Raw genomic sequence first — 13,605 nt, 5'->3', positions numbered from 1 at the left:
GGCGTATGTGTCTGGTGGGCTGGTATTTGTTTATACGAGACCGCCGCCGGTGCGGGCGGTGCCCGCGGGGCCCGAGCGGACCGCGCGGCAGCGACCCGCGCAGGCGGAGCAGTCCGCGCCGCAGCAGGGCGGGCCGCGCCCGGCGGACCCGGTGCAGCCCGCCGCCCGGACGGACGTCGAGCCGGCGTCCGGCACCGACCCGACCGACCGCCCGGCGCCCGAGCGCCGCGCCCGGCGGACGCGGGCCAAGGTGCCGAGCTGGGACGAGATCGTCTTCGGCGCGAAGCCGGAGTAGCCGGCGGCCGCGCGGCACGTGCCAGGTGCGCGCCGCGTCACACGTCGGCGCCCGCGTCACACGTCGGCGCCGCGTCCCACGTCGGCGCCCGTCGGCCGTCGGCGCGCGTCAGCCGTCGGTGCGCCCCGGCGCCGCGTCCTCGAAGAGCGCCTGCTCGCCCGGACCCGCGACGGCGCGGGCGGTCGCCGCGGTCATCCGCCGCACGTGGTGACGCCGGCAGAGCACCTCGTAGGCGACCTCGGCGGCGTGCTCGCGGTCGTCGGCCTCGACGTCGCCCACGACGACCTGCTCCCCCTCGACGACCATGACGCCGCCGACCGTGCGGGCGTTGTGCGTGGCGCGGGCGCCGCACCAGCACAGCGCGCGCACCTGGAGCACCTCGACGCGGTCCGCGAGCTCCACGAGCCGCGCCGACCCCGGGAACAGCCGCGCACGGAAGTCGGTGGTGATCCCGAACGCGAAGACGTCGGCCGACAGCTCGTCGACGACGCGCGCGAGCTGCTCGACCTGCGCGGCGGTGTAGAACTGCGCCTCGTCGGCGATGAGGTAGTCCACCGGGCGGCCGCGCGTGCGGCGCGTGACGACCTCCGCCCAGAAGTCGGTGCGGTCGTCGACCTCCTCGGCCGCGCGGCGCAGGCCGAGGCGCGACGAGATCGTCGCGGTGCCGGCGCGGTCCTGCCGCGTGAACAGCACGCCGTCACGACCCCGCGCGGCGTGGTTGTGGTGCATCTGGAGCGCGAGCGTCGACTTGCCGCAGTCCATCGTGCCGGAGAAGAAGACCAGCTCGGCCACGCGTCAGGCCCCTCCCGTCGTCGGTGCGTCCGCGCTCACGCGTGCACCAGCAGCGGCACGAGCATCTCGCGGGCGGTCAGCGAGCCGTGCACGCCCAGGAGCGCGATCGAGGCGGGCGTCTGCGTCCGCGAGTCGACGACCGTCGCGGCGCCGGTCATCGCGACGACGACGTCACCGACCACGGGGCGCACGTGCTCCGCGACGGGGCCGAACCAGCCGTCCGCGACCGCGGCGTCGCGGGTCGTCACGACCGCGTCGCCGCCGAGCGCGGTCCGCCACCGGTCGGCCACGCGGTCGGGGTCCGCCCCGGGCTCGAGGTGCAGGTGCAGGGCGCGCGGCTCCCCCGCGGTCAGCGCGACCTCGGCACCGAGCGCGGGATCGGCCGCGACGTCGCGGCGCCGCGCCGGGTCGACGTCGACCATGCCGTGGTCGGCGGTCACGACGAGGAGGGTGCCGCGCGGCAGCGAGCGCGCCAGGCGGGCGAGCGCGGCGTCGAGCTCCGACAGCGCGTCGCCCCACTGCCACGAGCCCCAGCCGTGGTGGTGGCCGGCCTTGTCGACCTCACCCCAGTACAGGTACGTCAGGCCCGGGGCCCGCAGCGACCGCACGGTCGCGTCGACGCGGTCGTCGAGCTGCTCCGCCGCGACGTACGCGGGCCCCCGCAGCGCGGCGTTCGTCAGACCGGAGCCGGCGAACCGCGCGGGGCCGACGCTGGCGACCGGGAGGCCGGCGGCGACGGCGCCCTCGAGCACGGTGGGCTCCCGCTGCCAGGTGCGTGCGTCGGGCAGGTCGGTCCAGGAGACGAGGTTGCCGAGCCCGCCCGTCGCGGGGACGCGCACGGTGTACCCGAGCATGCCGGTGGCGCCGGGCGACGCGGCCGTGCCGAACGTGCCGAGCGCCGTCGCGGTGGTGGACGGGAACGTCGTCACCAGCGGCTCGGCGCCCGGCAGCAGCGACCGCAGGAACGGCGCGTGCCCGCCGCGCTCGACCAGGTTGAGGTGCCCGAGGCCGTCCACGAGGACGACGCAGGCCCGCTCGACGGCCGGCAGGGCCAGCGCCTCGCGCGCGGCCGCTCCCCCGGCGACGTCGGTGCCGAGCGCCGCCACGACGGCGGGCAGGACGTGCGCGAGCGACCGCGTCCCCGACCCGGGGAGCACGAGCTCCTCGGCGTCGCGCGTGACGGGCCCGGCGCTCACCGGCGCGCCGACGCGGCCGACAGCGTGCGCCCGAAGGCGAGCGCGGCGCGCACGGCGTCGCGTCCCTCGGCCGCGGCGCTGACCCTGACGACGACGTCGTCGGGCGTGAGCGTGCCGGTCAGGCCGTGGTCGGCGTCGCACGACGGGTCCGGGCAGCTGGCCGGCTCGAGGTCGACCCTCTGCACGGCGCCCCAGCCGACGGCGAGCGTGAGCTCGGTCGGGCCGTCGCCGCGGCGGTGCTCCTGCGGGTTCGGCACGACGTGCGTGACGGCGACCGACCGCAGCTCGGACAGCGGCACCGCCTCCGTCGTCGCCGACGCGCTGGCGGACGGGTGCTCCGAGTCCGCCGGGTGGTCGTCCACGTGCGCCACGACCAGCCGCGTCGGGGTCAGCGCCAGCACGGTGACGTGCCGCCGCACCTCCGACGCGTCGAACGTGGTCTCGGGGTGCACGAGGTGGGCCACGACGTCCTCGCCGGCGAGCGCGAGGTCGAGGACGTCGCTCACGAGCTCGGGGTAGTAGCCGGCGCGGTGCAGGTCGTGCTGGAGGGTCGTCGACGGAGCGGGCACGGTGCCATCCTCCCACCCCCGGCGACGCCGTCTCACGTCCGGGCCAGCCGGCGCAGCGCGTCCGCACGGTCGGCGGGGGCCACCGACGCCGACGCGCCGAGCACGACGACGCCCGACGTCGACACGACGACGGGCGCGAGCTCCAGCGCGCGCAGGTCCGGCAGCGCGTCCGCGAGGACGGAGACGCGCGCGACGAGGTCCTCGACGGCGGCGACGTCGAGGCGCGGCAGACCCCGGTAGCCGAACAGGCGCGGGGCGGCTCGCGGCGTGCGCACGATCTCCGTGACGTCGACGTCCGTGAGAGGCGGGACGCCGTACGCCACGTCGCCGAGCAGGTCGGTCGCGTCGCCCGACAGGCCGAAGCTGATCACGGGCCCGAACAGCGGGTCCTCGGCGGACCGCACGACGCACGGCACGCCGTGCGGCGCCATCGCCTGGACCTCCAGCGGCGGCACGCCCGGGCCCGGGTCGCGGTCCGCCGCGAGCGCGAGGATCCCCGCGACGTCGGCGCGCATCTCGGCGGCGTCGGCGACGTCGAGGCGGACGCCGCCGAGGTCCGCGCGGTGCCGCAGCGCCGGCACGGTGGTCTTGACGGCCACCGGCCAGCCCAGCCGGTCTGCCGCGGCGACGGCCTCGTCGGCGTCCTGCACGCGCACCGACGGCAGCACGTGCACGCCGACCGTGCCGAGCAGCTCCGCGACCTCCGCCGGCGACAGCGGCACGGGCTGCCCCTCGGTCGCGCGCCCGGCCGCGAGGTGCGCGGCGACGAGCCGCTCCGCGGCGCGCGTGTCGACGCCCTCGGGGCGCACGGGCCGCCCCCGGTCGGTGCCGCGCCACGCGGCGTACCGGGTCGCGTGGCCCAGCGCGAGCACGGCGTCCTCGGGTGCGCTGTACGCCGGCACGGTCCGCACGCGCCCGGTCGGGTCCGTGGCCGTGAGGTCCGGGGTGATGCCGTGCAGGTCGACCATGCACGCGACCGTCGTGCGGCCCGTCGCGGCGGCCGCACGGGCCACCTCCCGCGGCACGACCGGGTCGGGCGTGCCCAGCGTCGGCAGGCGCACGGCGACGACGACGTCGGTCTGCTCGTCCGCGTACAGGCGGTCGACGGTCGCGCGGACGTCGTCCGCGGGGGCGTCCTCGGCCAGCAGCTCGACGCGTCCCGTCACGACGAGCCCGGCCGCCGCGGCCGCCTCGGCGACGAGCGCGGCGACGCTGGCCGAGCTCGCGAGGATCGACGTGCGGCGGCCGGCCGGGAGCGGCTGGTGCGCGAGCACCTGCACGACGTCGAGCAGCTGGTGCTGGTTCTCGACGCGGATCACGCCGGACTGACGCATCACCTCCTCCAGCGTGCGGCGCGGCGCCCGCGTGGGACGCACGGCGTGCCCCGGCGGCACCACCTGGCCGGAGCGTCCGGCGGTGACGACGACCACGGGCTTGTGCGTCGCGAGGCGGCGCGCGACGCGGGAGAACTTGCGCGGGTTCCCGATCGACTCCAGGTACAGGCCGACGACGTCGGTGCTGTCGTCCTCGCCCCAGAACTGCATGAGGTCGTTGCCCGACACGTCGGCGCGGTGGCCGGCCGAGACGAACTGGGCGAGGCCGAGCCCCCGGCGGTCCACGGCCGCCAGCAGCGGGACGGCCATGGGCGCGGACTGGCAGAACAGGCCGATCCGCCCCGCCCGCGGCGGGCGCTCGGCGAGCGACACGTCGAGCGTCGTCCCGTCGAGCCGGCTGACGATGCCGAACGACGCCGGGCCGACGAGCCGCATCCCCGCGCCGTGCACCACGCCGAGCAGCAGCCGCAGCCGGGCGAGCCCCTCGGGCCCGGCCTCGGCGAACCCCGACGACAGCAGCACCAGGCCGCGCACGCCGAGCGCGCCCAGACGCCGCGCGACGTCGAGGACCTGCTCCGCCGGCAGGACGACGACCGCCAGCTCGACGGGCCCGGGCACGTCGTCGACGCGCCGGTGGAGGTGCACGCCGTCGTCCGCCTCGCCGCCGTCCCCCACACCGACGGCGTGCACGACGACCGTCCCCTCGCGCGCCGCCGGCCGCAGGCCCGCCAGCACGCGCCGGGCGTGGGCGCCGTGCAGGTCCCGCGCCGGGTCGGGCCCCGGACCCACCACGAGCACGGACCGCGCCGACAGCAGCGCGCGCATCGACCGCGCCTCCGCGCGGTGCTCCCGGTCCGCCATCACGGCGAGCGAGCGCTCGGTCGGGTCGATGTCGAACGTCACCTGCACGACGCCGTCCTCGGTGCGCTGCCGCACCTCGTACCCGGCGTCGCGGAACACGTGCAGCATGCGCCCGTTCTGCGGCAGCACCTCGGCGACGAACCGCCGCACGCCGCGCTCGCGGGCCGCGGCGGCGAGGTGCTCGAGCAGCACGGAGGCGAGCCCCTTGCCCTGGTGGGCGTCGGCGATGTTGAACGCGACCTCGGCGGACTCGCCGTCGACGCGGTCGTAGCGTGCGACGCCGATGATCCGCTCGGGCGCGTCACCGGCCGCCGCCTCGTCGGGCGCCACGTCCCCCGCACCGACGGCACCGGGCGCGGCCGTGACCGCGACGAGCGCGACGCGGTCGACGTGGTCGACCCGCACCAGCCGCTGCAGGTCGCGCTCCGGCAGCCGCTCGAGCGCGGCGAAGAAGCGCAGGAACGTCGACCGCTCCGACTGGGCGACGTGGAAGGCCTGCAGCGCGTCGGCGTCCTCGGGCCGGATCGGCCGCAGCCGCGTCGTCGACCCGTCGTGCAGGACGACGTCCGCCTCCCACGTGGCGGGGTACGGGCCGGTGCCCGGCTCCGCGGGCGCGTGGGGCGGACGGGGGACGACGTCGGCCATGCCGCCAGGCTAGCGGGGCGCCCGGCCCGCGCGCCGTCCGGGCGTGCCGTGGCCCCGACGACCCCGCGTGCGCGCGAGAATGGGGCGCCGCGGCGCCCGCCGCGTCCCCGCACCCGAGGAGCAGACCACCCCATGGCGCGTCGTCCCGCGACCCCCGACCTGCCGCCCGAGGACCTCGTCGAGAAGATCGTCGACATCGACGTCTCCACCGAGATGGAGGGGTCGTTCCTCGAGTACGCGTACTCGGTCATCTACTCGCGGGCGCTGCCGGACGCGCGGGACGGCCTCAAGCCCGTGCAGCGGCGGATCGTCTACCAGATGGCCGACATGGGTCTGCGGCCCGACCGCCCGTACGTGAAGTCGGCGCGCGTCGTCGGCGAGGTCATGGGCAAGCTGCACCCGCACGGCGACGCGCCCATCTACGACGCGATGGTCCGGCTCGCGCAGGCGTTCTCGCTGCGCCTTCCCCTGGTCGACGGGCACGGCAACTTCGGCTCGCTCGACGACGGCCCCGCGGCGTCCCGGTACACCGAGGCCCGCATGGCGCCGTCGGCGATGGCGATGACGCAGGGCCTCGACGAGGACGTCGTCGACCTCGTCCCCAACTACGACAGCAAGCTGACCCAGCCGGCCGTGCTGCCGGCGGCGATCCCGAATTTGCTGGTCAACGGCGCGACGGGCATCGCGGTCGGCATGGCGACCAACATGGCCCCGCACAACCTCGTCGAGGTCGTCGCGGCGGCGCGGCACCTCGTGCTGCACCCGGACGCCACGCTCGAGGACCTCATGCGGTTCGTCCCGGGGCCGGACCTGCCGACCGGCGGCAAGATCGTCGGCCTCGACGGCGTGCGCGACGCGTACCGCACGGGCCGCGGCGCGTTCCGCACCCGCGCGACCGCCCGCATCGAGAACGTCACGCCCAAGCGCAAGGGCATCGTCGTCACCGAGCTGCCCTACCTGGTCGGCCCCGAGAAGGTCATCGAGAAGATCAAGGAGGGCGTGCAGTCCAAGAAGCTCTCCGGCATCGCGGACGCCGTCGACCTCACCGACCGCCAGCACGGCCTGCGCCTCGTCATCGAGGTGAAGACCGGCTTCCTGCCGGAGGCCGTGCTCGAGCAGCTCTACCGCTACACGCCGATGGAGGACTCGTTCTCCATCAACAACGTCGCGCTCGTCGACGGGCAGCCGCGCACGCTCGGCCTGCGCGAGCTGCTGCAGGTCTGGGTCGGCCACCGCATCGACGTCGTGCGCCGCCGCTCGCGCCACCGGCTGCGCAAGCGCCAGGAGCGCCTGCACCTCGTCGAGGGCCTCCTCGTCGCGATCCTCGACATCGACGAGGTCATCCAGGTCATCCGCTCCTCGGACGACTCCGACGAGGCGCGCACGCGCCTGCGGTCGGTCTTCGACCTCTCCGAGCCGCAGGCCGAGTACATCCTCGAGCTGCGCCTGCGCCGCCTGACGCGCTTCTCGCGCATCGAGCTCGAGCGCGAGCAGCAGGAGCTGACGGACGAGATCGCCCGCCTCGAGGCGCTGCTCGCCGACGACGCGCTGCTGCGCGGGCTGGTCTCCGACGAGATGGCCGAGGTGGCCGCGACGTACGGCACGCCGCGCCGCACGATCCTGCTGGAGCACGCGGGCGGCGCGAGCGTCGCCGGCGCGGCGGCCGCCGCCCCCACGGGACGCGGCAAGGGCGCGGCACCGCTCGAGATCCCGGACTCGCCGTGCTGGGCACTGCTGTCGGCCACCGGGCTGCTGGCCCGCACCGCCGACGACGGCGAGCCCGGCCGCGGGGACGGCACGCAGCGCAGCCGGCACGACGTCGTCGCGTCGGCGGTCCCGACGACCGCCCGCGCCGAGGTCGGCGCCCTCACGTCGCGTGGCCGCGTCGTGCGCGTGCCGGTGCTCGACCTGCCGTCGCTGCCGCCGACCGACGGCCCGCCGACGCTGTCGGGCGGCCTGCCCGTCGGCGAGGCGGTGACGCTGGAGAAGGACGAGCGCGTCGTGGCGCTCGTGCCGCTGACCGCAGACGCGGCGCCGCTCGCGCTCGCCACCGCGCAGGGCGTCGTCAAGCGCGTCACGCCGGGCGACGTGCCGGGCAACCGCGACGCGTGGGAGGTCGTGGCCCTCAAGGACGGCGACGAGGTCGTCGGCGGGGCCACGGCCCGCGACGAGGACGAGCTGGTCCTCGTGTCGACGGACACCTCGCTGCTGCACTTCCCCGCGGCGCACGTGCGCCCGCAGGGACGCGCCGCCGGCGGCATGGCAGGCATCAAGCTCGGCACGGGCGCGCGGGTCGTCGCGTTCTCGGTGGTCCGGCCCGAGGACGCCGACCCCGTGGTCGTCACCGTCGCCGGCGCGTCCACCGCGCTCCCCGGCACGCAGACCGGCTCGGTCAAGGTGACCCCGTTCGCCCTGTACCCGGCGAAGGGACGCGCGACCGGCGGCGTGCGCTCGCACCGGTTCCTCAAGGGTGAGGACGCCCTGATCCTCGCCCACGTCGGCGCCTCGCCCGCGCGCGCCACCGGCTCCGGTGGGCAGCCCGTGCCGCTGCCCGAGCCCGACCCGCGCCGCGACGGTTCCGGGGTGCCGCTGTCCGCACCGGTGCACGCGATCGGCTGACGCGTCGCGGCGTCGCCCCGGGCACGGGCGGCGCCGCGTGCCGGGCCGGCGCAGGCATCGGGGCGAAGCAGGTATCGGCGCGACGCCGGGCCCGGCGGCCGGGCACGCTGGGGGCATGAGCACCCTCGACCGCCTCGACACCGACCTCACGGCCGCCATGAAGGCCCGCGACACGTTCCGCACCGGCACGCTGCGCCAGGCGATCGGCGCGGTACGCGCCGAGGCGAAGGCGGGCCCGACCGCGCGCGAGCTCGACGAGGACGCGGTGCTGGCGGTCCTCGCGCGCGAGGTGAAGAAGCGCCGCGAGTCGGCGCAGATCTACACCGACGCCGGCGCGGCCGACCGCGCCGCCACGGAGACCGCCGAGGCCGACCTCATCGCGACCTACCTGCCCGCGGCACCGACCGGCGAGGAGCTCGCGACGCTCGTGCGCACCGTCGTCGACGAGCTCGGTGCGACGTCGCCGACGGACATGGGCCGCGTGATGAAGGAGGTCTCGGCGCGCGCCGGCCGCGGCGCCGACGGCCGCACGCTGTCGACGCTCGTCCGTGAGGAGCTGGCCACGCGCGCGTCCTGACGCCGTGCCGGACGGGCGCGGAGCGCACCGGCGCCCCGCCGCGGGCGTCCGCCGGTGACGCAGGGCACGGCGCGGTCGCACGTCGACCGTGCCGTGCCCGTCCTACCGTGGTCGCGTGGCACCCGCGCTCCAGCTCCCCCGCTCCGTCCTGCTCGCCCTGTGGCTGACCGCCCCCGCCGACGCGCGCCGGGCGACCCTCGCCGTCCAGGGCGAGGACGAGCCGCACGCCGTGCACCGCGGGGACGACGACGTGGTGCCGCTCGTGCAGTGGCTCACCGACTCCGCCGCCGCGACGGAGGTCGGCGTCGCGCTCCCGGTGCCCGGGGAGCCGGTCGCCGTGCCGCCGCCCGCGTCCGGCCCCGCCATCGAGGTGGGCGAGTCGGTGCTCGTCGCGCGCGGCGACGCGACGAGCGTGGCGGTGCCGCGCGTCGAGCGGTTCGGCTCCGACCTCGAGCCGGGGCACCTCGTGCGCTGGCAGGTGACCACCGTGCCCGACTGGCGCCCCGCCGCGCACGCGCAGGTCGGCTCGCTGGAGGACGCCGAGCGCGCGCTGCGCGACGGCCTGCGCACGGCCACGGAGGCGCTCGTCGACCTCGACGTGGCGCGCTGGAGCACCGACGCCGCCGAGGAGATCGCGGTGGTGCGCGACGGCGCGCTGACGCCGTCCCGGATCCCGCCCGGCGTGGAGCCGCAGCGGCTGCGCGTCCTGACCAGCGCCGCGCGGCTCCGGGCGATCGTGCGGCTCGCGACGCGCGACGACGGCGGTGCCGTGAACACGTGGCAGGCCGATCAGCGCTCGACGGCGCTGCGCGAGGTCGACCGCGTCGCACGGCGTGCCATGGCCGCCGCGGCCACCCGGCTCGCGCGCGGTTGACGACGCGCGGCCGACGACGCGTGTCGGCCGCCGCCGCGCCCGCGTCAGGCGCCGAGCACGGCCCGGTACACCTCGAGCGTGCGCTCGCCGATAGCGCGCCACGAGAAGTGCTCCTCGACGCGCCGGCGCGAGGCGACGCCGAAGGCGGCCGCCCGCTCCCGGTCGGCGACCGCGTCCGCGAGCGCCGCGCCCAGGTCGGCGACGAACCGGTCCGGGTCGACGGGCGTCCCGGTGCCGTCCTGCACCTGCTCGATCGGCACGAGCCACCCCGTGACACCGTCGTCGACGACCTCGGGGATGCCGCCGGTGGCGGTGCCGACGACCGGCAGCCCGACGGCCATGGCCTCGAGGTTGACGATGCCGAGCGGCTCGTAGACGGACGGGCAGACGAAGACGGTGCCGTGCGCGAGGACGGAGACGAGCTCGTCGCGCGGCAGCATCCGCTCGATCCAGACGACGCCGCCGCGCCGGGTCTGGAGCCCTTCGACGAGACCGGTCACCTCGGCCATGATCTCCGGCGTGTCCGGCGCGCCGGCGCACAGCACGAGCTGCACGTCCGCGGGCAGCGACTCGGCCGCGCGCAGCAGGTACGGCAGGCCCTTCTGGCGGGTGATCCGGCCGACGAACACGACCGCCGGCCGGTCCGGGTCGATGCCGAGCCCCTCGACGACGGCGCGCGCCCGAGCGGTCGCCTCCTCACCCTCGGGACGTCGCCACCCGTCGAGGTCGATGCCGTTGTGCACGACGTGCACGCGGTCCGGGTCGACCGCCGGGTACGCGCGCAGGATGTCGGCGCGCATGCCGGCGCTCACGGCGATGACGCCCGCGGCGGCCTCGTAGGCGGTGCGCTCGACCCACGACGACAGCGCGTACCCGCCGCCCAGCTGCTCGGCCTTCCACGGCCGCAGCGGCTCGAGGCTGTGCGCCGTCACGACGTGCGGCACGCCGTACAGCAGCGACGCCAGGTGGCCGGCCAGGTTCGCGTACCAGGTGTGCGAGTGCACGAGGTCGGTCGCGGCGCCGCCGTCGCGCCCGATGCCGTCGACGATCGACAGGTCGACGCCCATGGTCGCGAGCGCGGGGTTGGCGCCCGCGAGCGCCTCCGGGACGGTGTAGCCGTGGGTGCCCGGCTCCTCGACGGGGGCGTCGAACGCGTGGACGCGCACGTCGACCAGCTCGCGCAGGACGGCCGTCAGGCCGGCGACGTGGACGCCGGCGCCGCCGTACACGTGCGGCGGGTACTCGCGGGTCAGCAGGTCGACGCGCACGGGAAGGCCTCCAGGTCGTGACCGGCCTGGTCAGCCGGTCCTGGACGACACGCTAGCGCCCACGGCCCGTCGCCTCGCTGCGAGGCCGCGCCGGGCCTAGGTTGGGTCCCATGCCAGCGCCGCGTGTCCTCGCCATCGTCCTCGCCGGAGGGGAGGGCAAGCGGCTCATGCCGCTCACCGCGCACCGCGCCAAGCCCGCCGTCCCGTTCGGCGGCATCTACCGCCTGATCGACTTCGCCCTGTCGAACGTCATCAACTCGCACTACCTGCACGTCATCGTGCTGACCCAGTACAAGTCCCACAGCCTCGACCGGCACGTGTCCCGCACGTGGCGCATGTCGCCGCTGCTGGGCAACTACGTCGCGGCGGTGCCCGCGCAGCAGCGCGTGGGCAAGCACTGGTACCTCGGCAGCGCCGACGCGATCTACCAGTGCCTCAACATCATCGACGACGAGCGGCCCGACATCGTCGTCGTGGTCGGCGCCGACCACGTCTACCGCATGGACTTCTCGCAGATGGTCGACTCGCACATCGAGTCGGGCGCGGAGCTGACGGTGGCGGGCATCCGCCAGCCGATCGGCATGGCGGACCAGTTCGGCGTCATCGAGACCGAGCCGTCCGACCCCACGCGCATCGCGGCGTTCCGGGAGAAGCCGTCCGACCCCACGCCGGTGCCGGGCTCCCCCACCGAGATCCTCGCGTCGATGGGCAACTACGTGGCGGACGCGGACGCGCTGGTGCGCGCCGTGACGGCCGACGCGGAGGACGTGAACTCGCGGCACGACATGGGCGGCGACATCGTCCCGTGGTTCGTGGAGCGCGGGACCGCGGGCGTCTACGACTTCATCCGCAACGACGTGCCCGGCTCGACCGACCGCGACCGCGACTACTGGCGCGACGTCGGCACGATCGACTCGTACTACGACGCGAACCAGGACCTCATCTCGATCGAGCCGGTCTTCAACCTCTACAACGAGGAGTGGCCGCTGTTCACGGGGTACACGGGCCTGCCCCCGGCGAAGTTCGTGCACGCGGGCGCCGGCCGCCTCGGGCACGCCGCGGACTCGATCGTCTCCCCCGGCGTCCTGGTGTCCGGCGCGACGGTGTCGTCGTCGGTCCTGTCCCCCGGCGTGCGGCTGCACTCCTGGGCGCAGGTGACGGACTCGGTGCTCATGGACGGCGTCGAGGTGTCGCGCTACGCGCAGGTGCACCGCGCGATCCTCGACAAGAACGTCATCGTCCCCGAGCGGGCGCGCGTGGGTCTGGACCACGAGCACGACCGGGCGCGCGGCTTCACGGTGACCGAGAGCGGCATCACGGTGGTGCCCAAGGGCTCGATCATCGACGACTGAGGCGCACCCGCGCAGGCCCGGTGGCCGTGCGCACCGCCTGACGGACGCACCGCCGCGGCCGCCCGGTGCCGCACTACCCTGCCGGGCGTGGACAGCACCCCCGCGCGCGCCGACGTCGCGACCGACTCCCGCCGGCTCGTCGTCATGGACGTCGACTCCACCCTCATCACCGGTGAGGTCGTCGAGATGCTCGCGGCGCGGGCCGGCTCCCTGCCGCTCGTGGCCGCGGTCACCGAGCGGGCGATGCGTGGGGAGATCGACTTCGGGCAGTCGCTGCGCGAGCGCGTGGCCACGCTCGCGGGCCTGCCGGTCGCGGTGTTCGACGAGGTGCTGGCGGAGGCCGAGCTGACGCCGGGCGCCGTCGAGCTGGTCGCGGCGCTGCAGGAGCGCGGCTGGCCGGTGGGTCTGGTGTCCGGGGGGTTCGTCGAGGTGGTCCGTCCCCTGGCGGCGCGGCTCGGCATCACGCGCGTGCACGCGAACCGCCTCGAGGTCGTCGACGGCGTGCTGACGGGCCGGGTCGACGGACCGGTCGTGGACCGCGCGGCCAAGGCGGCGACGCTCACCGCATGGGCGGCGGAGCTGGGGCTGCCGATGAGTCGGACGGTCGCGATCGGCGACGGCGCGAACGACCTCGACATGCTGGCCGCCGCGGCGACGGGCATCGCGTTCAACGCCAAGCCGGTCGTCGCGGCCGCGGCGGACGCGGCCGTCGACGGGCGCCTCGACGCGGTGCTGGCGCTGGAGCCGTTCGCGGGCTGACCCGCCCGGCTCAGTCGCGGGTGGCGAGGTGCACGAGCCGCAGCGCGCCGGGCGCCGTGGCGTCCCACCCGCCGTCGAGCTCGAGGACCGACCACGAGGCGGTCGGCACGCCGCGCTGCACGCGCGCCACGACCTCGGCGTCGGAGCCGTCGCCGGCGAACGTGGCCGCCGCGTGCGACATCGTCGGCTCGTGCCCGACCACGAGCACGGTCGTCGCGTCGGCGGGCACGGCCTGGACGGCCGCGGCGAGGTCGCCCGTGGTCGCGTCGTAGAGGTCGTCGGTCACGGTGACGACGGCGTCGGGCGCACCGGCGGCCGCGAGGGCCGTCCGGGCGAGCTCCCACGTCTGCCGGGTGCGCAGCGCCGACGAGCAGAGCACGTGCGTGGGCGCCAGGCCGGCGGCGGCGAGCGCGGCACGCGCGTCGTCGACGAGGGCGGCGGCGCGCGCGCCCCGCCCGGGCGCG

At 76.4% G+C, this 13,605-nt stretch carries 11 protein-coding genes and 1 pseudogene; 6 read left to right on the top strand and 6 right to left on the bottom strand.

Going from position 1 to position 13,605, the window contains the following annotated elements:
- Positions 1 to 295, top strand: a pseudogene (locus AB6N23_RS13695) (hypothetical protein); the annotation flags it as partial.
- A gap of 108 nt (positions 296 to 403) precedes the next feature.
- On the opposite strand, the gene AB6N23_RS13690 reads toward AB6N23_RS13695, so the two are convergent.
- From AB6N23_RS13690 to AB6N23_RS13675, 4 genes are read right to left on the bottom strand one after another with little or no spacing between them, the layout of a single operon-like run.
- Positions 404 to 1,087, bottom strand: coding sequence for a thymidine kinase (locus tag AB6N23_RS13690; protein WP_412866577.1), 684 nt, complete (start codon positions 1,085 to 1,087; stop codon positions 404 to 406).
- Between the two features lie 35 nt (positions 1,088 to 1,122).
- Complete coding sequence (locus tag AB6N23_RS13685) at positions 1,123 to 2,283, bottom strand: alkaline phosphatase family protein (protein WP_412866576.1); 1,161 nt, start codon at positions 2,281 to 2,283, stop codon at positions 1,123 to 1,125.
- Positions 2,280 to 2,852 (bottom strand): DUF5998 family protein, encoded by a 573-nt coding sequence (locus AB6N23_RS13680; protein ID WP_412866575.1) that lies wholly within the window; start codon positions 2,850 to 2,852, stop codon positions 2,280 to 2,282. Before AB6N23_RS13680 ends, AB6N23_RS13685 begins: the two co-directional genes overlap by 4 nt.
- Positions 2,853 to 2,884: 32 nt before the next feature.
- A complete protein-coding gene (locus tag AB6N23_RS13675; RefSeq protein WP_412866574.1) occupies positions 2,885 to 5,692 on the bottom strand; it encodes a GNAT family N-acetyltransferase in 2,808 nt (935 codons plus the stop codon).
- A gap of 132 nt (positions 5,693 to 5,824) precedes the next feature.
- On the opposite strand from AB6N23_RS13675, the gene AB6N23_RS13670 reads away from it, so the two are divergent.
- The 3 genes from AB6N23_RS13670 (at position 5,825) to AB6N23_RS13660 (ending at position 9,762) form a co-directional block, all read left to right on the top strand.
- Positions 5,825 to 8,311 (top strand): DNA gyrase/topoisomerase IV subunit A, encoded by a 2,487-nt coding sequence (locus AB6N23_RS13670; protein WP_412866573.1) that lies wholly within the window; start codon positions 5,825 to 5,827, stop codon positions 8,309 to 8,311.
- 115 nt (positions 8,312 to 8,426) lie between these two features.
- Positions 8,427 to 8,888, top strand: a complete 462-nt coding sequence (locus AB6N23_RS13665) for a GatB/YqeY domain-containing protein (RefSeq protein WP_412866572.1) — start codon at positions 8,427 to 8,429, stop codon at positions 8,886 to 8,888.
- Between the two features lie 115 nt (positions 8,889 to 9,003).
- On the top strand, positions 9,004 to 9,762 hold the full coding sequence (locus tag AB6N23_RS13660) for a hypothetical protein (protein ID WP_412866571.1): 759 nt from the start codon (positions 9,004 to 9,006) through the stop codon (positions 9,760 to 9,762).
- Positions 9,763 to 9,806: 44 nt separating this feature from the next.
- On the opposite strand, the gene glgA is transcribed toward AB6N23_RS13660, so the two are convergent.
- A complete protein-coding gene (gene glgA, locus AB6N23_RS13655) occupies positions 9,807 to 11,030 on the bottom strand; it encodes a glycogen synthase (RefSeq protein ID WP_412866570.1) in 1,224 nt (407 codons plus the stop codon).
- A gap of 110 nt (positions 11,031 to 11,140) precedes the next feature.
- Between glgA and AB6N23_RS13650 the strand changes: the two genes are divergently transcribed.
- Complete coding sequence (locus AB6N23_RS13650) at positions 11,141 to 12,382, top strand: glucose-1-phosphate adenylyltransferase (protein WP_378201628.1); 1,242 nt, start codon at positions 11,141 to 11,143, stop codon at positions 12,380 to 12,382.
- An 87-nt stretch (positions 12,383 to 12,469) separates the two neighbouring features.
- Positions 12,470 to 13,141 carry a phosphoserine phosphatase SerB gene (serB, locus tag AB6N23_RS13645; protein ID WP_412866569.1) on the top strand — a complete coding sequence of 224 codons (672 nt, stop codon included), beginning with the start codon at positions 12,470 to 12,472 and terminating at the stop codon, positions 13,139 to 13,141.
- Positions 13,142 to 13,151: 10 nt separating this feature from the next.
- Here the strand turns inward: serB and AB6N23_RS13640 are convergent.
- A partial coding sequence (locus AB6N23_RS13640; protein WP_412866568.1) for a SixA phosphatase family protein occupies positions 13,152 to 13,605 on the bottom strand: 454 nt, incomplete at its 5' end.

The sequence above is a fragment of the Cellulomonas pasadenensis genome, from assembly GCF_047229365.1.
Lineage (GTDB): Bacteria > Actinomycetota > Actinomycetes > Actinomycetales > Cellulomonadaceae > Cellulomonas.
Note: the sequence above shows the minus strand (reverse complement) of the source record. Positions and strands in the feature narration are given on the sequence as shown.